The sequence below is a fragment of the Pseudonocardia yunnanensis genome (genome assembly GCF_039534065.1).
In the GTDB taxonomy this organism is placed as follows: domain Bacteria; phylum Actinomycetota; class Actinomycetes; order Mycobacteriales; family Pseudonocardiaceae; genus Pseudonocardia; species Pseudonocardia yunnanensis.
In genome coordinates this window covers 218845-242446 of record NZ_BAAAUS010000064.1, presented here as the reverse complement: position 1 = coordinate 242446, position 23602 = coordinate 218845, and the positions used below count along the sequence as shown (strand labels likewise).

Below are 23602 nucleotides of genomic sequence, written 5' to 3'. Positions count from 1 at the left end.
TATCGGCACCGGGGGTTCTGGCAGCCTGCCGACACGGTCAAGGAGCGCACCGCGTTGGAGGCTGCCTACCAGGGCGGCACCCGGCCGTGGATGCTCTGGGAGAACAGCGCCGGCGACCGCGACCCCCTGCAGGCCACCATCGCCGAGATGAAGGCGAGCACGGACCAGGCGGAGACGATCACCGTCCCCACGCCCCGGTAGCCCCTGGCCCGGCGACCCGGGTGCCGGGTCGCCGGGCCGAGTTCCTCATACGGCGAGCCAGACCGCCGCGTCCGGCGGCAGCGTCGCGCCCACGGCATCCGGGCCGCTTCCGAGCAGCACCCTCGCCCCGGCCGGGAGCTGCGCCGGACCGTCCGACAGGTTCACCACGCAGGCGAAGCCCGCGCCGCGGGAGAACGCGAGCACGCCGGGCGCGCTCGGCAGCCACGTGAACGGCCCGTCTCCCAGAGCCGGGTGCTCGTGCCGCAGCGCCAGCGCCGCCCGGTACAGGCTGAGCATCGACTCCGGGTCGTCCAGCTGCGCTTCCACCGTGACGGAGGCGAAGTCCGCGGGCTGGGGCAGCCAGGGCGCGGCGTGCGCTCCCGCCGGGCTGAAACCGAACGGGGACGTGGTGCCCGACCAGGGCAGTGGCACGCGGCAGCCGTCGCGGCCACGGACGGAGTGCCCGGAGCGCGTCCACGTGGGGTCCTGCAGCACCTCGTCGGGCAGATCCTCCACCTCCCACAACCCCAGCTCGTCGCCCTGGTAGACGTACGCGCCGCCGGGCAGCGCGAACATCAGCAGGGCGGCGGCCCTGGCTCGGCGCGTGCCGAGCTCCCGGTCGAAGGTTGCTGCGGGCGCGAGGTCTGCGAGGGAGTGCCCCGCCCCGTTGGTGGCCGGGCGACCCAGCCGGGAGACGTGCCGGACGACGTCGTGGTTGGACAGCACCCAGGTCGCGGCCGCGCCCACCGCGGCCACCGTCGCGAGCGAGTGGTCGATGGCCCGGCGCAGGGCAGGCGCGTCCCAGGGGGCGCGCAGGAAGTCGAAGTTGAACGCGGTGTGCAGCTCGTCGGGCCGCAGGTAGCGCGCGAGCCGCTCGGGCGAGTCGACCCACGCCTCGGCGACGAAGACCCGCGGCTCCGCGTAGGAGTCGCCGACACGGCGCCACGCGCGGAAGATCTCGTGCACGCCGTCGCGGTCCCAGTGCGGGTGATCGCTGCGCTCGATCGGGCCGAGCATGGTCTGCTCGTCGTGGCCCAGGTCGGGCAGGCCGTCCGACTTGACCAGCCCGTGCGCCACGTCGATGCGGAACCCGTCGACACCCCGGTCGAACCAGAACCGCAGGATCGACTCGAACTCCTCCTCCACCCGCGGATCGCTCCAGTTGAAGTCGGGCTGCGCCGCGTCGAAGAGGTGCAGGTACCACTCCCCCGGCCTGCCGTCATCCGTCACACGGGTCCACGCCGGGCCGCCGAAGACGCTGCGCCAGTCGTTGGGCGGTTCGTCGCCGCCCGTGCCCCGGCCGGGCCGGAAGTGGTAACGGCTGCGCTCCGGAGAACCGGGGGCGGCCGCGAGCGCCTCCCGGAACCAGGCGTGCTGATCGGAGCTGTGGTTCGGAACGATGTCGAGGATCACCCGCAGCCCGAGGGCATGCGCCTCGTCCACCAGCGCCGCTGCCTCCTCACCGGTGCCGAACACCGGCTCCACGGCGCGGTAGTCGGCCACGTCGTACCCGCCGTCGGCCATGGGCGAGGGGTACCAGGGGTTGATCCACACAGCATCGACGCCGAGATCGCGCAGATGCCCGAGCCGGGCGCGGATACCGGCGATGTCACCGATCCCGTCACCGTTCCCGTCGGCGAAGCTGCGAATGTAGAGCTGGTACACCACGGCGTCGCGCCACCAGGTCTCCACGTCGGTCCGCTGCCCGGCGACCTCGGCCGTGCCCATGCGCTCTCCTCGTCGATCGACTGCGTGCCGGAATCATCATCTGATGCCCGCAACGCATGCGCTCGCCGGCCCGCGCGCCACCCTCATGCGTCAGCCGGGAGCGGACCCGACCAGCTCCGCCGCGCGCTCGGCGATGGCCAGCACGGTGGCGTTGATGTTCGCGCCCACCATCGACGGCATGACCGACGCATCGGCGACCCGCAAGCCGCTGATGCCCCGGACACGGAGTCGGGTGTCGACCACGGCGCCATCGTCGTCGCCGATTCGGCAGGTTCCCGCGGGGTGCCGTGCGCTGTGTGTGTCGTCCCGGAGGTACTCCTGCCACTGCTCGGGCTCGCGGACGTGCGGGCCTGGCCGGACCTCCGTGTCGCGCCACTCGTCGAGCTCCGCGGCGTCACCGATCTCCCGTGCCCTGCGGAGCCCGGTCAGAAGCACGAGTACGTCGTCAGCATCGGTGAGGAGCCGTGGATCGATCAACGGCGGGGTGTCGGCCTGGTCGGATGCGAGCCTGATCCGCCCGCGGCTCCTCGGACGGCCCACGACGACGCCCAGCGTGTAGCCCCAGTCCGGTCGTCTCACCGTCGGTGGACAGGACGGGAAGCTCCAGCACAACAATTGGACGTCCGGATATCCGATATCCGGGTCGCTGCGCATCAACACGGTCAGGCTGCGCTCCACGTCCCGGTTCGACACAAGTGGCTTGGTGGCCGAATAGACGACGTCGGCAATCGCGTGGTCCTGCAAGTTGTCCCCGACTCCCGGAAGGTCGACGACCACCGGTACGCGCTGGGCCCGCAGATCAGCCTCCGGCCCGATACCGGAAAGCAGAAGAAGGTGCGGTGACCCGATCGCTCCCGCCGAGAGAATCACCTCACGGGTGGCTTCCACGCGGTGGACATCGCGGCCTGTCGAGTATTCCACTCCGCGGCAGCGTTCCCGGAGACGAGAAGCCGACGAGCCAGGGCGTCAGCCACCACCGTGAGGTTCGGGCGGTCCGCCAGTACCGGTCGGATATAGGCATCGGCGGCCGATTGACGCGCACCGTCGACGATATTCATCTCGATCCATCCCGCGCCCTCCGCGTCGGGCTCGTTGAGGTCGCCCGAGAACGGGATTCCGGCTCCCATGACGGCGTCGCGGAGGGCGAGCGTGAACCGGCCGGCGTGAGGCGACACAGCGACCTGCATCGGCCCTTCGGTACCGCGCCACCTGGTGTTGCGGCCGTCCGTGCGTTCGCTGCGACGAAAGTAGGGCAGCAGGTCGTCGTAACCCCAGCCGCTCGCGCCGGCCCGCACCCAGTCGTCGTAGCTCGACCGGTGTGCACGAATGTGAGCCATCGCGTTGATGCTGCTCGACCCGCCCAGGACCCGGCCTCGGGGGTAGTCCAGAACAGCTCCGTCCAATGCGGACTGGGGTTCACTGCGAAAGGCCCAGTCGACCGTGCTGCCGGACAACGCGGCAGCCGACGAGGGGATCGCCATCATCTCGGGCCCGTCGAACGGTCCGGCTTCCAGCAGCACCACGCGATTGTCGGGATTTTCGGACAGGCGTGCAGCAATGACGCACCCGGCTGTGCCTGCGCCGACCACCACGAAATCGGCTTCGCCCTGGCGTTCCTGGTCGCTCATTTCGGGAAAGTGTAGCCGGGCCGGTCCCCGATTCCGGGCCACGCGGATCTGCCGTGGCCGACGTCGGCAGCGCCGCCGCAGCCGCCCGGGCGCAGGTCAGCGGAAGCGGGAGAAGTCCGGCGGCCGCTTCTCCGCGAACGCCCGTGCCCCCTCCATGCCCTCGTCGCTGTGGGCGTACCCCTCGAGTCCGTCGAAGGCGAGGTGGGAGATGCCGCTGATGTGGTCGGTGTCGGCATTGAAGGAGTGTTTGAGGAACTTGAGCGCGGTCGGCGAGTACGAGCCGATCTTGCGCGCCCATGCCCGTGCCGTGTCGAGCAGGTCAGCGGCCGGGACGACCTCGTTGACCAGCCCCCAGCGCTCGGCGGTGGCGGCGTCGTAGCGGTCGAGCAGGAACCAGATCTGCCGCGCCCGCTTCTCCCCCACGACACGGGCCAGGTAGGCGGATCCGAACCCGGCGTCGAAGGATCCGACCCGGGGTCCGGACTGCGCGAACGTCGCGTGCTCCGCGGCCACGGTGAGATCGCAGAGCACGTGCAGGACGTGACCGCCGCCGATCGCGATCCCGTTGACGGCCGCGATCACCGGCTTGGGGATGTCGCGGATGATCCGGTGCAACCGCTCGATCTCGAAGGTCCCCCACTCGGTCTCGCCGTAGCCGCCTGTCTCCGCGCGCTCCTTGACGTCGCCGCCGGTGCAGAACGCACGGTCACCGCCGGCCGTGAGGATGACGGCTGCGACGCGGCGGTCGGCCCAGGCGTGTTTGAACGCGGAGATCAGTTCGTCGACCGTGCGGCCGCGGAAGGAGTTCATCCGCTCCTGCCGGTCGATCGTGATCACAGCGTGGTTGTCGTCTTCGACCCCGTACTTGATGTCGGTGAACTCGTCGATCCGCATGCTGCGATGTTGACGGCCGTCATCACCGCTTGACAAGCTCGACAGGTGGACGACGCTCGCCGCTGCCTGGTGACCGGAGCCGGTCGAGGGATCGGAGCGGCGGTCGCGAAGCGACTGTCCGCCGCCGGCCACCGGGTGGCGCTCACCTCCCGCAGCGTCGGTGAGCTGGAGGCTTTGGCCGCGCAACTGCCGGGCCCGTCGCTGATCGTGCCGGCTGATGTCACCGACCCGGAGGCCATCGAGTGCGCGTTCGCCGACGTGGAACGGGCGTGGGGACCGGTGGAGGTGCTCGTCCTCGCCGCCGGCGCCGGCACGTCGGCACCGTTGCGGCGCACCACCGACGCCGACTGGCAGCGGATGCTCGACCTCAACCTCACGGCGCCGTTCCGGATGCTGCGCCGGGCGGTCCCCGGCATGGTCGACCAGGGGTTCGGCCGCGTGGTGGCCATCGCGTCGATGGCGGCCAAGCAAGGCGAGCCCTATATCGCGGCGTACACGGCGAGCAAGCACGGGCTGCTCGGGCTGGTCCGCTCGGCGGCCGCGGAGCTCGCCAGGACCGGGGTCACGGTCAACGCCGTCTGTCCCGCCTACGTGGACACGCCGATGACCGACACCAGCGTCGCGTCGATCAGCTCCACGACAGGTCGCACCCCGCAGCAGGCCCGCGAAGCGCTCGAACGACACCAACCGATCGGCAGGCTGATCACGCCGGACGAGGTGGCCGACGCCGTGCTGCTGTGCGTGGCGAGCGCGGCGATCACCGGGCAGGGCATCAACGTGGACGGCGGGGCCGTGCAGTCGTGAGGGCGGTCGTGAGCAGGGCAGTCGCGAGCGGAACAGTCGTGAGCAGAGCAGTCATGAGCGGAGCAGACGTGAGCAGGACAGTCGTTGGCGTTGGCGAAGCGGGCCAGTCGTGATCGAGCGCGTCGACCCGCCGGAGCTGGCCCGGCCCTCCGGGTTCGCGCACGCCGTGGTGGCGACCGGGCGCACGGTGTTCCTCGCAGGCCAGACCGGGATGGACGCCGAGGGGCACATCGTCCCCGGCGGGCTGGTGGCGCAGTTCGAGCGTGCCCTCGAGAACCTGCTCATCGCGTTGCGGGCCGCGGGCGGCGGGCCGGAGCACCTGGCCCAGCTGACGATCTACATCGTCGACATGGACGGCTACCGCGAACACGCCCGCGAGATCGGCACGGTGTGGCGGCGGCTCGTCGGCGCGCGGTACCCCGCGATGGCGGGCATCGGCGTCGCCCGGCTGTGGGATGCCGAGGCGCTGGTGGAACTGCAGGGCACCGCGGCACTGCCCCTCGAGGACTGAGCCCCGCTCAGCCGGATCGGCGACCCACCCGCGTGATCCGGGCGAGCCGCCCTGTCAGCCGTCGCGGTCTCCGAGTCGGCGTGTCTGGCGCTCGAGCACGTCGATCGTGTTCTGCACGTAGTCGGCGATCACCGCGAGCTCGTGTTCGTCGTACTTCGCCATGAAGCCCGCCATGTCGCGGCCGAGCTCGGCGAAGGCGTCCCCGGGATCGGTCCGCCGCCCGGACACAGGGACGACGAGGACACGCCGGCGGTCGGCAGGATCGGGGCTGCGGCGCACGTGACCGGTGCGCTCCAGCCGATCGACGAGCCCGGTGACCGCGCCGGGGGTCAGCCCGGTCAGCTGCGCCAGGCGCCCCGCCGTCATCGGTGCCTCGGCGGTCACCAGGGCCAGTGCCCGCTGGTCGGCCGCACTGAGACCGAGTCGGGTGCCGACCGCCTCGTGGAACATCACCACGGCCGTGCTCAGCCGCCGTCCCCACTCGGCGGGGTCGGGGATCTCGCTCATCGTCGTTCAGCCTCCGGGCAGTTCGGACTCTGGACCTAAATTACTTTAGCATGCTATATCTTTCAGCATGCTAAACGAACTTCGCCTCGCCATCGCCGTGCCCCGCTGGGCTCTGGGCTTCTTCCGCCGCCACCTGCTCATGGTCGTGGCACTGTCGGCTGTCCCCGCCGTGGAGCGGTTCACGGGCCAGATGAGCGCGCGCGATCCCGTCCTGGGCACCACGCTGGAGCTGACCACCCTGGCGGCGCGCGTCGCATTCGTCGCCCTGGCCCTCCGGTTCGCCGTCACGCGGGAGCCGGCCATCGGGCCCATCGGTGCGGCCGAGGTCGGACGGCGGCTGCGGGCGTTCTCGGCGCAGCACCCGCGGAGCCTGGTGCTGCAGGTCGTGCTGATCGCGACCCTGTTCGTGCTCGCCGACGTCGTGCCCGAGCGGCTCGTCCCCGCCCTGACACCGGTCGGGCCGCCCTATTGGGCCGTCCTACTCGCCGCCAAGAACCTCACGGTCATCCCGTTCACCATGATCTGGCTGGTCGGCGCGGTGCGACAGGCGCTGCTCGCCGCCACCCCGGCCCGAGCCTGAACGGTCACCGCCCCGCGATCAGCTCCCGGACGTGTGCCTTCGCCGGCTCGGCCAGGAGCTGCGCGAGCTCCGTGAACAGCTCCGCAGCGCGCACGCCGTTCCAGTCCGGGGGCAGCAGGTGCAACGGCAGGCCCGGGTCGGCATACGGCAGGCGCCGCCAGTCGGTGACGAGACGCACGTAGTCGGCGAAAGCCGCCGCCGGGTCGGGCGAACTCCCCTGCGACCACCGCTCCCGCACCGGACCGTGCCGATCGAGGAAAGCGGCGTAGAGCTCACACAAGCCGTCGAGATCCCACCACTCGCGCACGGTTGCGGGCAGGTCCCCGAACGCGAGGTGCTCGCCGCGGAACAGCTGGACGTAACCGTCGAGGCCTAGCCTGCGCAACACGTCGATCACCTCGTCGGCCAGGTGACCGGGCGCGATCCAGACCCCCGGGGCCGCGGTGCCGAACCCCAGCCTGGCCAGCTGCGAGCGGAGCGCGTGGCGCTTCTCCCGCTCCGACTCGGGCACCGAGAACACCACGAGCACCCAGCCGTCACTCTCGGTGGCGCGCCGCCGTCCGAAGATCCGCGCGTCGCCGTCGATGAGGATCTGCCGCGCCGCGGGCGTGAGCACGTACCCGGCCGTGCCGTCACGACGGTCCGGCGCGAGCAGGCCCCGGCGCTTGAGCCGCGAGATCGACGAGCGGACCGCGGGCTCCTCCACCCCCAGCCCGGCCAGCAGCCGCACGAGAGCCGCCACCGAGAGCCGACCGTCGTCGTCACGGGCGTAGAGCCCGTACAGCGTGACGATCAGCTGCCGGGGCTGCAGGACGCCTCCGAGGAGAGGCGCACGCTCGACGGCGGTCACGGGCCCACGATATCTGCCCGCTACTACGTGCTGTTTACTTGACTCTCGTCACGCCCTCGCCATACTCGATCTCACCGGGGAGGAGGTGGCGTCCGTGACCGTGTCCCGCAGTGTCGACGCCCGCAGTGACCAGGCCGGCGAGGCCCGCCCGCACAGTTCCCACATCGACCTTTTCTGCCAGGACCACCTCCCACCCCGTGAGCAGTGGCCGCAGATGCAGTTCGACCTGCCGGAGCTGCGCTACCCCCACCGGCTCAACGCCGCGCAGGTCCTGGCCACGGCGGCCCCCGACGACCGCCCGTGCGTCCGGGGCTCGGGCGAGGAGTGGACGTACGGACAGCTCCGCAGCCGAGCCGCCAGGATCGCCGCCGTGCTCACCGAGGACATGGGCCTCGTGCCGGGCAACCGCGTGCTGCTGCGCGGACCGAACGAGCCGTGGCTGGTCGCGTGCTGGCTCGGGGTACTGCTCGCCGGTGGCGTCGCCGTGAGCACGATGCCGATGCTGCGCGCGGGCGAGATCACCGCGATCTGCGAGCTCGCCCGGCCCTCGCTGGCGCTGTGCCACCACGCCTACACCGAGGCGCTGCCCGCGGATCTGCCCACCATGGCCTACGCAGGCGACGCCGAGCTCACGCGCCGCAGCGCAGGGAAGGCCACCGACTTCGTCGCGGTCGACACGGCCGCCGACGACGTGGCCCTGCTCGCCTTCACCTCGGGCACCACCGGCCGCCCGAAGGCCACGATGCACGTCCACCGCGACATCCTCGCGATCGCCGACACGTTCTCCCGCCACGTCCTGCGCATGCAGCCGACCGATGTCGTGGTCGGCACGCCGCCTGTCGCATTCACGTTCGGCCTCGGCGGGCTCCTGGTGTTCCCGATGCACGCCGGGGCGAGCACGGTGCTGCTCGACCGCGTCACCCCCGACCAGCTCGCGGACGCCGTGGCCGCGGAGGGCGCCACCGTGCTCTTCACCGCACCCACGGCGTACCGGGCGATACTCGCGGGCGGACGGCTCGACCGGCTCGCGGGCCTGCGCCGCGCGATCTCCGCAGGCGAGGCGCTGCCGGCGTCGGTCTGGCACGCGGTGCACGACGCCACCGGCCTGCGGATCATCGACGGGATCGGCTCCACCGAGATGCTGCACGTCTTCATCTCCGCCGCCGACGACGACATCCGTCCCGGCTGCACCGGCCGCGCCGTGCCCGGCTACCGGGCGGCCGTTCTCGACGACGACGGCAACCCCGTGCCCGACGGCACGCCCGGCCACCTCGCCGTGCAGGGCCCCACCGGCTGCCGCTACCTCGACGGCGACCGCCAGCAGAACTACGTTCGGCACGGCTGGAACCACACGGGCGACACATTCGTCCGCGACGCCGACGGCTACTTCACCTACCTCGCCCGCAGCGACGACATGATCGTCTCCTCCGGCTACAACATCTCCGGCCCGGAGGTGGAGCAGGCGTTGTTGGCGCACCCCGACGTCGTCGACTGCGCCGTGGTCGGCACACCGGACGAGCAGCGCGGCGCGGTCGTCACGGCCTACGTGGTGCTTCGCGACGGAGCCGCCCCCGACCCGCTGGCGCTGCAGGACTTCGCCAAGCAGGTGATCGCTCCTTACAAGTACCCGCGGATCGTCCGGTTCCTGCCCGAGCTGCCGCGTACCAGCACCGGCAAGCTCCAGCGCTTCGTGCTCCGCGATCGCGCTGCTGCACGAGAGACAACTCCCGACGAGGCTGGGGGACGGTAGGCACATGCGGATCGCGGTGGTGGGCGGCGGCCCCGGCGGGCTGTACTTCGCGGCGTTGGCGAAGCAGCTCGACCCTGGCCGCGACGTGACGGTGTGGGAGCGCAACGCAGCGGACGACACGTTCGGCTTCGGCGTGGTGTTCTCCGACGAGACGCTGGGTGGCATCGAGCACGCAGACCCCGCCGTGTTCGCGGCGATGCAGCGACACACCGCGCGGTGGGACGACATCGACGTCCACTTCCGCGGCACGGTCACCACCTCCGGCGGCCACGGGTTCTCGGCGATGAGCCGCAAGGAGCTGCTCGCGATCCTGCAGCAGCGCTGCGCCGAGGTGGGCGTCACCGTGCACTTCCGCACACCGGCACCTCCACTCGACACGTTGCGCGCCTCGTACGACCTGGTGATCGCGAGCGACGGCGCGAACTCCGCCGTCCGCGCGGCGGGGAACTTCGGCGGCGCGGTCAGCACCGGGCGCAGCCGGTACATGTGGCTGGCCACCGACCATGTGCTCGAGGCCTTCACGTTCGACGTCCGCGAGATCGCGCACGGGGTCGTGCAGCTGCACGGCTACCCATACAGCAGCGACGCGAGCACCGTGATCGTCGAGATGCACGAGGACGTCTGGCGGCGGGCGTTCGGCGACATCGCAGCGCGCGACCTCGCCCCGGGTGAGAACGACACCGCGTCCATCGCCGCCATCGCGGACCTCTATGCCGACCTGCTCGGCGACGCGAAGCTCTCGGGCAACAACTCGCGTTGGCTCGCCTTCCCCACCGTCACCACCGCCACCTGGCGCGAGGGCAACGTCGTGCTGCTCGGCGACGCCGCCCACACCGCCCACTTCTCCATCGGCTCGGGCACCAAGCTCGCCATGGAGGACGCCCTGGCTCTGGTGGCCTGCCTGCACGAGCATCCCGACCTCGACACCGCCCTCTCGTCCTACGAGGAGGAGCGGCGGCCGGTGGTGCTCTCCACCCAGCGTGCCGCGCAGGCGAGCCGCGAGTGGTTCGAGGACATCGGCCACTACGTGCACCAGCACCCCGCGCAGTTCGCGTTCAACATCGTCACCCGTAGCCGCCGGGTCACCCACGACAACCTGCGCGTGCGCGATCCCGAGTTCGTGGCCGCCACCGAGCGCTGGTTCGCGGGCGAGGAGCACCCGGCACCGCCGATGTTCCAGCCGTTCCGGCTCGGGAACCTGTCGCTGCGCAACCGGGTGGTCGTCTCCGCCATGGACATGTACCGCGCCGACGACGGACTGCCCGGCGACTTCCACCTCGTGCACCTGGGCAGCAAGGCCATGGGCGGTGCCGGCCTGGTGATGACCGAGATGGTGTGCGTCAGTCCCGAGGGCCGGATCAGCCCGGGATGCGCAGGGCTCTACACGCCCGAGCAGGAAGCCGCCTGGACCAGGATCGTCGACTTCGTGCACACCGAGAGCGACGCCAAGATCGGCGTGCAGATCGGCCATTCCGGACGCAAGGGCTCCACGAAGCGCATGTGGGAGGGCATCGACGTGCCGCTTCAGGAGGGCGGCTGGGAGGTCGTCGGGCCGTCGCCGATCCCCTACTCCCCCGCCAACGCCGTGCCGCGGGAGCTCGGCACGGCCGAGTTGGCCGGCATCCGCGAGCAGTTCGTGGCCGCCACCCGCGCCGCCGCGCGCGCCGGGTTCGACGTGCTGGAGCTGCACTGCGGCCACGGCTATCTGCTGTCGTCGTTCCTCTCACCGCTGGCCAACACCCGCACCGACCACTACGGCGGCGACCTCGAAGGTCGGCTGCGCTTCCCGGTCGAGGTGTTCGACGCCGTGCGCGCGGCGTGGCCCGCGGAGCGGCCGATGACCGTGCGGATCTCTGCCACGGACTGGTACGACGGCGGGATCGACGTCGACGACGCCGTGGTGATCGCCCGGACGTTCGCCGAGCACGGGGCCGCCGGCATCGACGTGTCGACCGGGCAGGTCGTGTCCGAGGAGCAGCCCGCGTTCGGACGCAGCTACCAGACGCCCTTCGCCGACCGGATCCGCAACGAGGTCGGTCGCGAGCTCGGCGTGGCCGTGATCGCGGTGGGGGCCATCTCCTCGTGGGACGACGTCAACTCGATCCTCCTCGCCGGGCGGGCCGACCTGTGCGCCATGGGCCGACCCCATCTCTACGACCCGCACTGGACCTTGCACGCTGCAGCCGATCAGGAGTACACGGGGCCGGCCGTATCGTGGCCGAAGCCGTTCGCCGCGGGTAGCCGCAAACCCCGCGCCGGCCGGACCGATGATCCCCGGCCACGCCTGGAGCTCATCCGCAGCACGACGGCGGGCACCCGGCACCAGCGGTGGCGCCCCGGGCGGGACGCCTAGGCAGATGGGGCTCGGCCGACAGCTAGGACGACAGCCGGCCCGGCCCGACGGCCGCGGACTCGTCGCCGTCGTGCACCCGCCGGGCCATGTCCGCGATCCCGTGGATCGAGCAGGGCCACGGCATGGACGGCAGGCCGGTGCCACCCTTCGTGCACGTGCGACAGCGCCCGGCCGCATCCGGCACGTGCTCCACGAGCAGGCGCTGCCAGACCTCCACCATCGGGGCGAGCTCGTCGGCGACCCTCTGGTGCTCGTCAGCCGGGGAGCTCGCACGGTCGTCGCGGGGCGGGGCGGGGCGGATGTCCGCCACCCGGATCGGCACTGCAGGTACGGCCTCGAGCAGGGGCCTCCCGCGATCGTTCAGCCGGGTCGCGCTTCGTCCTGCACCCCAGGAGTAACTCATGGCTTTCCCCCGCTCGCCGTACTCCGGATGTCACCCAGTTGGGTGGTGTCCCCGTATACGATCTTCGCCGTAAAGCCTTGCATTCGCAAGTACTCCTGCACAACCATCTGCACGTGCAGGTAAAGTACCTCAGAGTGACCTGGCGTAAGAGTTCGGTGAGCAATCCTAGCGGCAACTGCGTTGAGCTGGCCGAACTCGCCGATGGGACGGTGGCGGTGCGCAACTCCCGGGAGCCCCAGGGCCCGGTGCTGATCTACACTCGAGCCGAGATCGCGGCCTTCCTCGCGGGCGTGCACCGCGGAGAGTTCGACGATCTCGCAGGATGAGCGCACCTCGGATGCCATACACCCGCTTGTCGGAACGACACGGGCTGGGCACAGTGTTAGCTCTCATCAATCTGCGCGGGCGAGTGAGCGGTACTCCGGGGGGAGCGCGTACGGCGATGACCGGTGTGGCGAGAGCTCAGGAATCAGGCGCGTACGCGCCCACCACAGGCGTTGCGACACACGCCGCGGCGATCACGGGGCAGTTGTGAACGTGCTGCCCGACAAGATCGGGCCCGAGGACGGCGGAGCCGGCGGCGGCGCGCCCGATCACAAGCTCGGCAACCACGCCACCACCGAAGACGAGGGCGCCATGGCCGGAGGCGCCGGAAACGTCGTGCGCCCGACAAGCATCGTCCGGGGCGCGGGCGGCGGACCCACGGTGTTGCGGATCGGCCTCGGCGGTGAGCTGCGCCGCAGGCGGGAGGCCGCCGGCGTCACCCGCGAGGCAGCGGGCGAGGCCATCCGCGCCTCCCCCGCGAAGATCAGCAGGCTCGAGCTGGGGCGCGTCGGGTTCAAGGAGCGCGACGTCGCCGACCTGCTCACCCTCTACGGCGTCGGCGAAGGCGAGGAACGTACCCAGTTCCTCGCACTGGCCCGCCAGGCCAACGCGCCGGGCTGGTGGCACCGCTACGCCGACCTGCTGCCCACCTGGTTCGAGACCTACATCGGCCTGGAGCAGGCCGCGTCGGTGATCCGCACCTACGAGCTGCAGTTCGTCCCGGGGCTGCTGCAGACCGCCGAGTACGCGCGTGCCGTCACCCGGCTCGGCCACACCGACCCGACGGAGGTCGAGCGCCGCGTCGAGCTGCGGATGCGACGCCAGGAACTGCTCACCGCGGTAGCCGCCCCGACGCTGTGGGCGGTGATCGACGAGGCGGCGCTGCGACGGCCGCTCGGCGGACCCGAGCTCAGCCGCGCACAGCTCACACACCTGATCGAGATGAGCGAGCTGCCGAACGTCTCCCTCCAGATCGTTCCCTTCAGCTACGGCGGGCACGCCGCCGCGGGCGGATCGTTCTCCCTCCTGCGCTTCCCCGAGCCCGACCTGCCCGACGTGGTCTACATCGAGCAGCTCTCGAGTGCGCTCTACCTCGACAAACGGCCCGACGTCGAGCGCTACGCCGCCGTCATGGATCGGCTCTGCGCGCAGGTCGACCCACCGGACCGCACGGCACAGATCATCACGCGGATCCGCGCTGAGATCTGAGCCGCGATCCGAGCCGCGACCTGCCCCGTAGTCTCGGACGATGCGGCGAAAGCTCCGGTCCCCACTTCCGCAACGGCACGGTCTCGACGCCGTGCGGCTGCGGACGCCGGCCGAGGGGTCCTGGACGACGATGCGCGACCACCTCGTGGAGCGACTGCCCCGCGTCGACCCCGCCCGCATCGACAGCATGCTGCGCGAGCAGCGGATCGTCGACCTCCGCGGTCCGATCGCACCGGACGCGCCCTTCGTCCCAGAGTCGTTCCTCTGGTTCCACCGGGACCTGCCCACCGAGGTGCCGGTGCCGTTCGAGATCCGCACCGTGCACCACGACGAGGATCTGGTGGTGATCGACAAGCCGCACTTCCTGGCCACGATCCCGCGCGGGCAGCACATCGTGGAGACCGCGCTCGTGCGGTTGCGCCGTGAGCTCGGCCTGCCCACTCTCAGCCCGGCGCACCGGCTGGACCGCGTGACGGCCGGCCTGCTCATGTTCGTGGTGCGCCCGGAGCGGCGCGGGGCCTACCAGACGCTGTTCCGGGACCGGCTGGTCCGCAAGACCTACGAGGCGATCGCGCCGTACGATCCACAGCTGACGTTCCCCCGCACCGTGCGCAGCAGGATCATGAAGGAACGGGGCATCATCTGCGCGCGTGAGGAGCCGGGCCCGGTCAACGCCGAGACGCTGATCGAGCTGCTGGAACATCGCGAGGGCACGGACGGTCAGCGGCTCGGCCGCTACCGCCTCACCCCGCACACCGGCCGTACCCACCAGCTACGTCTGCACATGAGCGGTCTCGGGCTGCCGATCCTCGGCGACGACTTCTACCCCGTGCTCACCGAGAAACCCCTCGACGACTTCAGCCGCCCACTACAACTGCTCTCCTCCACGCTGGATTTCACCGACCCCGTGAACGGCGAAGAGCGCAGCTTCCGCACCCGGCTCACGCTGCAGTCCTTCACGTCCTACGGCGAATGGGCCGGACCGGGGTCGGCCGCGAGCGCGTGAGCTGCCGCGCCGGTCACTTCCCCGACGGGCTCCGGCCCGCGTCCAGCGCGTCGAGCGCGTCACGCAGCGCGGCGCGCGAGCTGATGCCGAGCTTGGGGTAGATCCGGTAGAGGTGGGCGCCCACCGTGCGGTGGGAGAGGAAGAGCCGCGCCGCGATCTGCTTGTTGCTCAGCCCCGACGCCGCGAGATCCGCGATCTCCCGTTCCTGCGGCGTGAGCGGGGACGAACCGGAGTCGAGGTGGCGCGGCACGTGATAGCCGGTCGCGCGCAGCTCCCTCCTCGCACGCGCCGCCCAGGGACGCGCGCCGAGGCGTTCGAAGGTGGACGCAGCCGCCTCGAGAAGCGGCTGCGCCTCCACGGTCGCCCGGGCCCGCCTGCGGCTCTCGCCGTAGAGGAGCTGCACGCGCGCCTCCTCGAACGGCCACCGGCCGGCACCGGCGGCGAGCGCCTCCTCGAACGGCTTGACCGCTGCGTCCCCCTCGGCGACGGTTGCCGCCGCAGCGCCCGCGAGCATGGCGAGCCGGGGCGAGATCCTCGCGATACCGGCGTCCTGGACGGCGGCCACGTGCGCGGCCGCCTCGTCGTGGCGGCCGGTGCGGACCGCAGACTCCACGAGGTCGAGGCACACCCACGGCGCGATCGGCACGTGGGACGCGAGGGTGCCCGCGGGGCTGATCGCCGTGGCGTGGACGTAGGCGGCCTCGGCGTCGCCGTCACCGAGCGCGGCGAGCAGACGCGCGTATTCGGCGACGCCCTGGGCCCTGCAGACCCCGCGCGGAGCCACCCGGGTCACGCGATCCGCCAGCGACCGTGCGGTGTCGCTGTCCCCGCGCACGGCGGCGAGGATCGCCTTGCTGGCGACGAAACACCACATGAAGAACTCGGCCTCCGGGCCCGTGCACGCCACGAGGCCTTCCTCGACGAGTTCGTCGACCCGTTCCCACTCGCCGCAGGCGAAGTAGTCGAAGCCGAGCATCGTCAGGCACCCGGCGTAGCGCCGGGAGAAGCTGCCTTCGCGCCCGAGCCGCACCACCCGCCAGAACGCCTCCCGACAGCCCGACAGACGGTCGGCAGTGATCGCGGCAAGACCGATACGCGAGATGGCAAAGGGGTCGAGCTCTTCGGAGAGGCCTGCGATGAGGACATCCAGCCGGTCCAGGATGCGGATGTCCATCCGCGCCGGGTCAGGCATGGTCGCGCTCTGCACAGCCAGGATCTCGGGCACCTCCGGCGTGAGCCGTTCGAGTGCGGCGCGGACGGGACGCCACAGCTCGGGTCGTTCACCGAACCAGCTCATGAGCACGAGGGTGTGCAGCGCTGCGATCAGTGCGGGGTCGCGGGCGTCGTAGTGGTGGGACCCGGTCTCGATCGCGCCGGCGAGCACCCGGTGCGCGGTGTCGACGTCGCTCTCGCCGATGGTGAGCAGGAACGCCGCGGCCGAGGCCGCGTGCAACGAGTTGCCGACCTCCGGGTCGGCCTGGCGCGCGTCGAGGAGCCACTGAGACGCGTTGCCCGACTCCCCTCGTAGATCCGCGCCGATGAACGCCGCCTCGGCCAGCCGCCGCGCGCGGTCGGGCCGGGCCGGGCTGAGGTCCGCTGCGCGTGTCAGCGCCGACACGGCGCCGGTGCCGTCGCCGCGACGCAGCACCCGGTGGGCCACTTCTTCGAGCAGGCCCGCCACCTGCTCGTCCGGCTCGATCGCCGCCTGGGCCAGATGCCAGGTCCGGCGGTCCGGCTGGTCGGCGAGCACGAGGGCGAGCGTCCGATGGGCGCGTCGGCGTTCCTCGTCGGAGGAGAGCTCGACCACTGCGGAGCGGATGAGCGGGTGCCGGAACGACAGGCGCCCGCGGTGCTCGTCGACCCACACCAACCGGGCGCGCACGGCGTGCACCAGTGGGTCGCCCTCCGTGCGAAGCCCGACCGCCGCACGCAGGGTCCGGAGGTCATCCGTCCCGTCCAGCGCGGCGAGGAGCAACGCCTCGCGACCGGCCGACGGAAGATCGGACACCCGTGCCCCGAACAGCGACTGGAGGCGGCGGGTGAGCGGCAGGAACGACGGCAGCCCCGGTACGGGGTTCCGCCTGGTGCCGGACAGCGCCGTCGGCAGCTCCAGCAGCGCAAGCGGGTTCCCCTGCGCCTCGCTGAGGACGCGGCGCCGCAGACGCTGGTCCAGCACGGGGAACCGGCGCGCCACGAGGTCGATGGCCGCATCGTCGACGAGCGGGTCGAGCCGGTGGGCGGGAAGGCCCGCGAGTTCCATGAAGCCCCCGCCGTCCGGTCGCGAGGCGGCCAGGATCCCGATCCGGCTGCCGGTGAGGCGCCGGGCGACGGACCCGAGCACCGAGGCGCTCACGCGGTCGAGCCACTGCAGGTCGTCGATCATCACGACGACCGGTTGGGGCACGGCCGCCGCGCGCAGCAGCGAGAGCGTTGCGTCGACCACCACGAACCGCTCCGGGGACGGGCCGTCCCCCGACCCCATCGCCACGGACAGTGCGTCGCGGTGCTGGGGGTCGATCAGGACCAGCCCGTCGAGGAGCGGTAGCAGCGTCTGGTGGAGTCCGGAGAAGCTCACGTCGGCCTCGAACTGCACACCGGCGGCACGCAGCACCCGCATACCCGCCGCCGATGCCATCTCCGCGGAGACGTCGAGCAACGTCGTCTTGCCGAGGCCCTCGTCACCGACCAGCAGGAGGGCACGCCCGTCGACCGCCACCGCGGACAGGAACGAACGAATCACGTCCAGCTCCGCGTCACGCCCGACCAGGCCGGTGGGACCCCCCTCAGGTCGACCGGCCGCATCGCTCATCGGCGACCTCCGCAGCCCCGAAGACGGTCAGGGCGAACCGCCAGCCCCGTCGCACCTCATCGGCGAGCCTGGAATGGAACCATCGTGACCGGGGCGGGTCAAGCAACCGATAGCGTCCCCTACGGCCGAAATGTGCGTTCTTCCGCTGGTCAGCAGCCCCCCGCTGTGGTCGCTTCCAGTTGTACACGCATCCGGGCGGCACACGGGGCGCGGGGAGATTCCGGCACGCGCGTGAGGAAGTGGAGGCGACAAACCGCCTCGTCCTGACATCCTCTTCGGCATGACAGCAAGACCGGCGGGACGAGCAGCACCGACGCTGGAGTCGGTGGCGGCGCGAGCGGGCGTGTCGCGCGCGACCGCGGGACGGGTACTCGCGGGCTCCACCACCGTGGGTGAGCAGGCGCGCGAGGCCGTGCTGCGAGCCGCCGCCGAGCTGTCCTACGTGACCAACCGCGCCGCACGCTCGCTCATGACGCGCCGCAGCGACTCGATCGCGTTCGTCGTCGCCGAGTCGGAGGAGCGGTTCTTCGGCGACCCGCACTTCGCGCTGGTCCTTCGCGGCGCCCACGCGGTGCTCGCCGCGCACGACGTCCAACTCGTGTTCAGCATCCTGAGCACCGGCGCCGACCGCGACCGCTTCGAGCGCTTCGCCCGTGGCGGCCACCTCGACGGCGTGATCCTCGTGTCCCTGCACGGCGACGACCCGCTACCCAGGCGGCTCCAGGAAGCCGGCGTCCCCGTGATCCTCTCCGGCCGCCCGTTCACCGAGACCGCCGGATTGTCCTATGTGGACGCCGACAACGTCGGGGGCGCACGGGCGGCCGTACGCCTCCTGGTCGAGCGCGGACGGAGACGGCTGGCCACGATCACCGGCCCGCTCGACATGACGGCGGCGATCGACCGGCGTGCCGGCTTCCAGCAGGAGCTCGCCGCCCAGGGTCTGCGCAGCCACGGCGTCCTGGACGGCGACTGGTCCATCGCGGGCGGACGCCACGCCATGCTGGAGATGCTCGCGGCCGAGCCTCTGATCGACGGCGTGTTCGCCGCCAACGATCTGATGGCGTTCGGCGCGATGCAGGCCGTCACCGAGACGGGTCGCAGCGTGCCGGGCGACGTCGCGGTCGTCGGCTTCGACGACTCTCCGACGGCGTCGTCGAGCCACCCCGCCATCACCACCGTAAGGCAGCCGATCATCGGCATGGGCGAGGCGCTGGCCACCCGGCTGCTCGCGCTGATCGAGCGGGGCGAGCCGCTCGAGCCGATGGTGATGGGCACCGAGCTCGTGCTGCGCGACACGGCCTGACGGTTCCGGCTTCGCGCGCCGGGAGCACAGTTCGGTCACGCAGCCGGACACTTCATTGACAAGACATCACTCGATCGGGACCCTCCTTCCACGCGGTGAGAGCGCTCTCACACGATCTGGAGGATCAATGCAGACCCCACGGAGAATGGCGGCGGCGCTGGCGGCCGTCGCCACGAGCAGCGTGCTCCTGCTCAGCGCCTGCGGTGGCTCGGGCGAGAGCGACGCCAGTGCCCAGGGTGGCCCCGTCGAGCTCAAGGTCAACCTGTTCGGCACCTTCGGCTACCAGGAGCTGGGCCTCTTCGAGGCGTACGAGGCGCAGCACCCCGGCATCACGATCAGCTACGAGTCCACCCAGGACGAGGACAAGTACTGGCCTGCCCTCCAGACGCGCATGGCCTCCGGAAGCGGCATGGCCGACGTGCAGGGGATCGAGGTCTCGCGCATCGCCGATGTCGTGGCGAACCAGGCCGACCAGTGGACCGACCTGCGCGACACCCCGGCCGCCGACGCCATCGGCCGCTACATCGACTGGAAGGAACCGGCCGCCACCACGCCCGACGGCGCCGTGCTCGGCCTCGGCACCGACATCGGCCCGATGGGCATGTGCTACCGCACCGACTTGCTCCAGCAGGCCGGCCTGCCCACCGACCCCACCGAACTGGCCGCCCAGATGCCCACCTGGGACGCCTACCTGGCCCTCGGTGAGCGTTTCAAGGCCGCCGCCCCTGCCACCACCGCGTGGGCGGACGCCGCCGGCGGGATCTACGACGCGATGACCTCCCAGTTGGAGGTGAAGAACTACGACAAGGCAGGCAACCTGATCTTCGATTCCAACCCGGACCTGCGCTCGCGGTTCGACACCGCGGCGAAGGCGGCACAGGCGGGCCTCACGGCGAAGCTCGAGCAGTTCGCCGACCCGGGCTGGGACCAGGGCTTCTCCTCCGGTAGCTACGCCACGATCGCCTGCCCGTCCTGGATGATCGGCTACATCAAGGGCAAGGCCGGCGACGGCGGCTCCGGCAAGTGGAACATCACGTCGCTCCCCGGCGGGGCGGGCGGCAACTGGGGCGGTTCCTACCTCGCCATCCCCGAGTCGAGCGAGCACAAGACCGAGGCCGCCGAGCTGATCGCCTGGCTCACCGCACCCGAACAGCAGGCCCAGCTCTTCGCGAAGGTCGGCAACTTCCCGTCCACCAAGGAAGGGATCGCGCAGGTGGCCGGCACCACCGACCCCTACTTCAACGGCGCGCCGATCGGCAAGATCTTCTCCGACTCGGCGAACGCCGCACCGATCCAGGTCCTCGGACAGCAGGACGGTGTGATCAAGAACGAGGTGTCGCAGGCGCTGCTCTCGGTCGAGACGGCCGGGGTCACTCCGGACGACGCGTGGAACACGGCCGTCAACAACGTCAAGAACCAGGCCGGCTGACAGGGGCGCAGGGCAGTCACCATCCGAACGAGCGGCGCGTTCGTCTGCACCTATGGGGCGAGAGCGCCGCTCGTCCGGGTGGTCCCGCCCGTGATGTGAGAGCGCTCTCATCTAGACAAACTGGAGGATCAATGCCAACCCCACGGAGAACGGCGGCCGCGCTGGCCGCCGTCGCCACGAGCAGCGTGTTGCTGCTCAGTGCTTGCGGCGGCGGCTCGGGCGATGCCGACGCCGCCGCGGGCGGTCCGGTCGAGCTCGGGGTGAGCCTGTTCGGCACGTTCGGCTACGACGAGGTCGGGCTCTTCAAGGAGTACGAGGCCCAGAACCCCGGCGTCACGATCAAGTACGAGTCCACCCAGGGTGAGGACAAGTACTGGCCTGCGCTGCAGACCCGGCTCGCGTCCGGCAGCGGCGTGGCCGACGTGCAGGGCATCGAGGTCGCCCGGATCTCCGACGTCGTCACGAACCAGCCCGACCAGTGGACCGATCTGCGCGACACCCCCGCCGCCGACGCGGTCAGCCGCTACATCGGCTGGAAGGAGGCCGCCGCGACCACACCCGACGGCGCGGTCCTCGGCCTCGGCACCGACATCGGCCCCATGGGCCTCTGCTACCGCAGCGATCTCCTCCAGCAGGCCGGCCTGCCCGCCGACCCGGCCGCGCTCTCCGCCGCGATGCCCGACTGGAATGCCTTCCTCGCCCTCGGCGAGCGCTTCAAGGCGGCGGCCCCCGCCGGCACCGCGTGGCACGACTCCGCGGGTGGCCTCTACAACGCGATCGTCTCGCAGCAGCAGCAGATCTACTACAACCAGGGCGGCGACCTGGTCTTCGACAGCAACCCCGCGGTCCGCTCGGCGTTCGACACCGCGGCGCACGCCGGTCAGTCCGGGCTCACCGCGAAGCTCGAGCAGTACGTCGACCCCGGGTGGGACCAGGGCTTCTCCTCCGGCAGCTTCGCGACGATCGCCTGCCCGTCCTGGATGATCGGCTACATCAAGGGCAAGGCCGGCGACGGCGGCTCCGGCAAGTGGAACGTCACGTCGCTTCCCGGCGGCGCCGGCGGCAACTGGGGTGGCGCCTACCTCGGCATCCCGCAGGCCAGCAAGCACAAGGACGAGGCCGCCAAGCTGATCGCGTGGCTCACCGCCCCGGAGCAGCAGGCCAAGGTCTTCCGCGCGGTCGGCAACTTCCCGTCCACCACCGACGCCATCGCCTCGGTCGCCGACGCCACCGACCCATACTTCGACAACGCCCCCATCGGCAAGATCTTCTCGGAGTCGGCGAAGAACGCACCGGTGCAGATCCTCGGCCCGGAGGACGGCGTCATCAAGAACGCAATGGTGCAGGCGCTGCTCTCGGTGGAGACCACCGGCGCCACCCCCGACGCGGCGTGGAACACGGCAGTGGGCAACGTGAAGAACCAGGCCGGCTGACGCCATGACGACGCAGGTCGATCGTCCGGTCGCCGGGGAGCGCGGGACGCCCCCGGCGGCCGGGACACCGGCTCGTCCCCCGTGGCGCTCGCGTCTCTACGCGTTCGAGGGCCGCTCGGCACCGTACGTCTACATCGCGCCGTTCTTCCTGGTCTTCTTCGCCTTCGGACTGTTCCCCCTGATCTACACGGCGTGGATCAGCCTGCACTCCTACCGGCTCGGCGGCCGGATGCGATGGGTCGGGTTCGACAACTTCGTCTGGCTCTTCTCGAACCCGAGCTTCTACAACGCACTGTGGAAGACGTTCACGATCGGCATCCTGTCGACCGTCCCGCAGCTGCTGCTCGCCCTGGGCCTGGCCCACCTGCTCAACTACCGGCTGCGCGGCCGCACCTTCCTGCGTGTCGCGATGCTCATGCCCTACGCCACCTCGGTCGCGGCCGCCACGCTGGTGTTCGCGCTGATCTTCGGTCGTGACGGCGGCATCGTGAACGGGCTGCTCGGCGTGGTCGGAATCGAGCCGGTGGACTGGCGCAACGGCAACTGGACGGCCCAGATCGCGATCTCGGTGATCGTGATCTGGCACTGGACGGGCTACAACGCGCTGATCTACCTGGCCGGCATGCAGTCGATCTCCAAGGATCTCTACGAGGCCGCGGCGATCGACGGCGCCAACCGGTGGCACCAGTTCCTGCACGTCACGATTCCGGGACTGCGTCCGACCATCCTGTTCACGATCATCGTGTCGACGATCGGGGCGAGCCAGCTGTTCGGCGAGCCGCTGCTGTTCGGCGGCGGCCAGGCCAACGGCGGGTCGGTGAACCAGTACCAGACGGTGGGCCTGTTCATGTACCAGCAGGGCTGGCAGTACGGCCAGCTCGGCCGGGCGGCGACCGTCGCCTGGGTGATGTTCGTGCTGATCATCGGGCTGGTGCTGCTCAACACCTGGCTGGCGCGCAGACGCAGGCCCGCTACCGAGGGGACCCTGTCGTGACGACCGTGGACGTGCACCGGATCGCGACGCCCCTCGTACCGGCCCCGCGCCGGCGACGGGCGCCGTCGCAGGACGCCGCAGGATGGCTGACCTACACGATCCTCACCGTCACCACCCTGCTGTTCGTGGCGCCGTTCTACTACATGCTCGTGGCCGCGAGCCGGCCGATGTCGGAGATGAACACCTTCCCGCCGCCGCTGGTGCCCGGGCCCGACCTGTTCGACAACATCGCCACGGCCATCCACCAGCAGAACATCGGCCTCGCGTTGTGGAACTCGCTCGTGGTCTCGACCGTCACGACCGCGGCCACCGTGCTGTTCTGCACCCTGGCCGGGTTCGCGTTCGGGAAGCTGCGCTTCCGCGGCCGCAATGTGCTCTTCGCGATCACGCTCGGCACGATGATGATCCCGCCGAGCCTCGCCGTGGTCCCGCTCTACTCGATCATGGCCGAGTTCGACCTGGCCGGAACGCTGAGCTCGGTGATCCTGCCGACGCTCGTCACGGCGTTCGGCGTGTTCTTCATGCGGCAGTACCTGATCCAGGCGCTGCCCGACGAGCTGCTCGAGGCGGCCAAGGTCGACGGCGCGACGACGCTGCGCACGTTCTTCAGCATCGTCCTGCCGATCGCCCGGCCCGGCGCCGCCGTGCTCGGGATGCTCACCTTCATGACGGCCTGGAACGACTTCTTCTGGCCCATCATCACGCTCAACTCCTCGAACCCCACCGTCCAGGTGGCGCTCAACAACCTCGGCAGCGGCTACGTCCCGGACACGGCCGTGATCATGGCCGGCACGCTCATCGGCACGCTGCCGGTGCTCGTCGTGTTCGTGCTGCTGGGACGCCAGATCGTCGGCGGCATCATGGCCGGGGCGGTCAAGGGCTGATG

At 71.0% G+C, this 23602-nt stretch carries 19 protein-coding genes and 2 pseudogenes; 14 read left to right on the top strand and 7 right to left on the bottom strand.

From position 1 onward, the window contains the following. Positions 1 to 201 (top strand): annotated as a pseudogene (locus ABD743_RS42710) (hypothetical protein); the annotation flags it as partial. Positions 202 to 246: 45 nt separating this feature from the next. On the opposite strand, the gene ABD743_RS42705 reads toward ABD743_RS42710, so the two are convergent. From ABD743_RS42705 to ABD743_RS42695, 3 genes and pseudogenes are all read right to left on the bottom strand, one after another. Further along, positions 247 to 1929, bottom strand: coding sequence for a glycoside hydrolase family 13 protein (locus ABD743_RS42705; protein WP_344730156.1), 1683 nt, complete (start codon positions 1927 to 1929; stop codon positions 247 to 249). Positions 1930 to 2019: 90 nt separating this feature from the next. Continuing rightward, a pseudogene (locus tag ABD743_RS42700) lies at positions 2020 to 3518 on the bottom strand (GMC family oxidoreductase). 135 nt (positions 3519 to 3653) lie between these two features. Continuing rightward, on the bottom strand, positions 3654 to 4451 hold the full coding sequence (locus ABD743_RS42695) for an enoyl-CoA hydratase-related protein (RefSeq protein ID WP_344730155.1): 798 nt from the start codon (positions 4449 to 4451) through the stop codon (positions 3654 to 3656). 45 nt (positions 4452 to 4496) lie between these two features. Here ABD743_RS42695 and ABD743_RS42690 point away from each other — a divergent pair, with 45 nt between their 5' ends. Beyond that, on the top strand, positions 4497 to 5255 hold the full coding sequence (locus ABD743_RS42690) for an SDR family NAD(P)-dependent oxidoreductase (protein WP_344730154.1): 759 nt from the start codon (positions 4497 to 4499) through the stop codon (positions 5253 to 5255). 112 nt (positions 5256 to 5367) lie between these two features. Then, positions 5368 to 5766 carry a RidA family protein gene (locus ABD743_RS42685; protein ID WP_344730177.1) on the top strand — a complete coding sequence of 133 codons (399 nt, stop codon included), beginning with the start codon at positions 5368 to 5370 and terminating at the stop codon, positions 5764 to 5766. Positions 5767 to 5820: 54 nt separating this feature from the next. Here the strand turns inward: ABD743_RS42685 and ABD743_RS42680 are convergent, their stop codons facing one another. Further along, positions 5821 to 6273, bottom strand: coding sequence for a MarR family winged helix-turn-helix transcriptional regulator (locus tag ABD743_RS42680; protein WP_344730152.1), 453 nt, complete (start codon positions 6271 to 6273; stop codon positions 5821 to 5823). Between the two features lie 67 nt (positions 6274 to 6340). On the opposite strand from ABD743_RS42680, the gene ABD743_RS42675 reads away from it, so the two are divergent. Further along, positions 6341 to 6853 carry a hypothetical protein gene (locus ABD743_RS42675; RefSeq protein WP_344730150.1) on the top strand — a complete coding sequence of 171 codons (513 nt, stop codon included), beginning with the start codon at positions 6341 to 6343 and terminating at the stop codon, positions 6851 to 6853. Between the two features lie 4 nt (positions 6854 to 6857). Here ABD743_RS42675 and ABD743_RS42670 read toward each other — a convergent pair whose 3' ends face one another. Further along, positions 6858 to 7703, bottom strand: a complete 846-nt coding sequence (locus ABD743_RS42670; RefSeq protein WP_344730149.1) for a PaaX family transcriptional regulator — start codon at positions 7701 to 7703, stop codon at positions 6858 to 6860. A gap of 94 nt (positions 7704 to 7797) precedes the next feature. On the opposite strand from ABD743_RS42670, the gene ABD743_RS42665 reads away from it, so the two are divergent. Together ABD743_RS42665 and ABD743_RS42660 are read left to right on the top strand one after the other, a co-directional pair. Further along, on the top strand, positions 7798 to 9453 hold the full coding sequence (locus ABD743_RS42665; protein WP_344730148.1) for an AMP-binding protein: 1656 nt from the start codon (positions 7798 to 7800) through the stop codon (positions 9451 to 9453). A gap of 4 nt (positions 9454 to 9457) precedes the next feature. After that, positions 9458 to 11806 carry a bifunctional salicylyl-CoA 5-hydroxylase/oxidoreductase gene (locus tag ABD743_RS42660; protein WP_344730146.1) on the top strand — a complete coding sequence of 783 codons (2349 nt, stop codon included), beginning with the start codon at positions 9458 to 9460 and terminating at the stop codon, positions 11804 to 11806. Between the two features lie 22 nt (positions 11807 to 11828). On the opposite strand, the gene ABD743_RS42655 is transcribed toward ABD743_RS42660, so the two are convergent. Further along, complete coding sequence (locus ABD743_RS42655) at positions 11829 to 12116, bottom strand: hypothetical protein (protein ID WP_344730145.1); 288 nt, start codon at positions 12114 to 12116, stop codon at positions 11829 to 11831. 188 nt (positions 12117 to 12304) lie between these two features. Here ABD743_RS42655 and ABD743_RS42650 point away from each other — a divergent pair, with 188 nt between their 5' ends. The 3 genes from ABD743_RS42650 (at position 12305) to ABD743_RS42640 (ending at position 14748) form a co-directional block, all read left to right on the top strand. After that, the gene (locus tag ABD743_RS42650) at positions 12305 to 12535 is read left to right on the top strand and encodes a DUF397 domain-containing protein (protein WP_344730176.1); all 231 of its coding nucleotides are present in this window, start codon (positions 12305 to 12307) and stop codon (positions 12533 to 12535) included. A gap of 310 nt (positions 12536 to 12845) precedes the next feature. Then, positions 12846 to 13742 (top strand): helix-turn-helix domain-containing protein, encoded by an 897-nt coding sequence (locus ABD743_RS42645; RefSeq protein ID WP_379659315.1) that lies wholly within the window; start codon positions 12846 to 12848, stop codon positions 13740 to 13742. A 40-nt stretch (positions 13743 to 13782) separates the two neighbouring features. Then, positions 13783 to 14748 carry an RluA family pseudouridine synthase gene (locus ABD743_RS42640; RefSeq protein ID WP_344730143.1) on the top strand — a complete coding sequence of 322 codons (966 nt, stop codon included), beginning with the start codon at positions 13783 to 13785 and terminating at the stop codon, positions 14746 to 14748. 13 nt (positions 14749 to 14761) lie between these two features. Here ABD743_RS42640 and ABD743_RS42635 read toward each other — a convergent pair whose 3' ends face one another. Next, complete coding sequence (locus ABD743_RS42635; RefSeq protein ID WP_344730141.1) at positions 14762 to 17557, bottom strand: helix-turn-helix transcriptional regulator; 2796 nt, start codon at positions 17555 to 17557, stop codon at positions 14762 to 14764. 280 nt (positions 17558 to 17837) lie between these two features. Here ABD743_RS42635 and ABD743_RS42630 point away from each other — a divergent pair, with 280 nt between their 5' ends. The 5 genes from ABD743_RS42630 to ABD743_RS42610 all read left to right on the top strand — a co-directional run bounded on the left by ABD743_RS42630 (position 17838) and on the right by ABD743_RS42610 (position 23600). Next, positions 17838 to 18860 (top strand): LacI family DNA-binding transcriptional regulator, encoded by a 1023-nt coding sequence (locus ABD743_RS42630; RefSeq protein ID WP_344730140.1) that lies wholly within the window; start codon positions 17838 to 17840, stop codon positions 18858 to 18860. Between the two features lie 127 nt (positions 18861 to 18987). Then, on the top strand, positions 18988 to 20289 hold the full coding sequence (locus ABD743_RS42625; protein WP_344730139.1) for an ABC transporter substrate-binding protein: 1302 nt from the start codon (positions 18988 to 18990) through the stop codon (positions 20287 to 20289). Between the two features lie 131 nt (positions 20290 to 20420). After that, the gene (locus tag ABD743_RS42620) at positions 20421 to 21722 is read left to right on the top strand and encodes an ABC transporter substrate-binding protein (RefSeq protein ID WP_344730138.1); all 1302 of its coding nucleotides are present in this window, start codon (positions 20421 to 20423) and stop codon (positions 21720 to 21722) included. A gap of 4 nt (positions 21723 to 21726) precedes the next feature. Beyond that, positions 21727 to 22716 carry a carbohydrate ABC transporter permease gene (locus tag ABD743_RS42615; RefSeq protein ID WP_344730137.1) on the top strand — a complete coding sequence of 330 codons (990 nt, stop codon included), beginning with the start codon at positions 21727 to 21729 and terminating at the stop codon, positions 22714 to 22716. Beyond that, positions 22713 to 23600 (top strand): carbohydrate ABC transporter permease, encoded by an 888-nt coding sequence (locus ABD743_RS42610; RefSeq protein ID WP_344730136.1) that lies wholly within the window; start codon positions 22713 to 22715, stop codon positions 23598 to 23600. The genes ABD743_RS42615 and ABD743_RS42610 overlap by 4 nt, the downstream gene beginning before the upstream one ends. Positions 23601 to 23602: the final 2 nt, after the last annotated feature.

Excerpts from the sequence above, each read along its gene's own strand:
- ABD743_RS42705 (WP_344730156.1), bottom strand. The coding sequence starts at position 1,929 with ATGGGCACGGCCGAGGTCGCCGGGCAGCGGACCGACGTGGAGACCTGG.
- ABD743_RS42660 (WP_344730146.1), top strand. The coding sequence starts at position 9,458 with ATGCGGATCGCGGTGGTGGGCGGCGGCCCCGGCGGGCTGTACTTCGCG.
- ABD743_RS42645 (WP_379659315.1), top strand. The coding sequence starts at position 12,846 with ATGGCCGGAGGCGCCGGAAACGTCGTGCGCCCGACAAGCATCGTCCGG.
- ABD743_RS42675 (WP_344730150.1), top strand. The coding sequence starts at position 6,341 with ATGCTAAACGAACTTCGCCTCGCCATCGCCGTGCCCCGCTGGGCTCTG.
- ABD743_RS42635 (WP_344730141.1), bottom strand. The coding sequence starts at position 17,557 with ATGAGCGATGCGGCCGGTCGACCTGAGGGGGGTCCCACCGGCCTGGTC.
- ABD743_RS42680 (WP_344730152.1), bottom strand. The coding sequence starts at position 6,273 with ATGAGCGAGATCCCCGACCCCGCCGAGTGGGGACGGCGGCTGAGCACG.
- ABD743_RS42695 (WP_344730155.1), bottom strand. The coding sequence starts at position 4,451 with ATGCGGATCGACGAGTTCACCGACATCAAGTACGGGGTCGAAGACGAC.
- ABD743_RS42625 (WP_344730139.1), top strand. The coding sequence starts at position 18,988 with ATGCAGACCCCACGGAGAATGGCGGCGGCGCTGGCGGCCGTCGCCACG.
- ABD743_RS42615 (WP_344730137.1), top strand. The coding sequence starts at position 21,727 with ATGACGACGCAGGTCGATCGTCCGGTCGCCGGGGAGCGCGGGACGCCC.
- ABD743_RS42630 (WP_344730140.1), top strand. The coding sequence starts at position 17,838 with ATGACAGCAAGACCGGCGGGACGAGCAGCACCGACGCTGGAGTCGGTG.
- ABD743_RS42620 (WP_344730138.1), top strand. The coding sequence starts at position 20,421 with ATGCCAACCCCACGGAGAACGGCGGCCGCGCTGGCCGCCGTCGCCACG.
- ABD743_RS42640 (WP_344730143.1), top strand. The coding sequence starts at position 13,783 with ATGCGGCGAAAGCTCCGGTCCCCACTTCCGCAACGGCACGGTCTCGAC.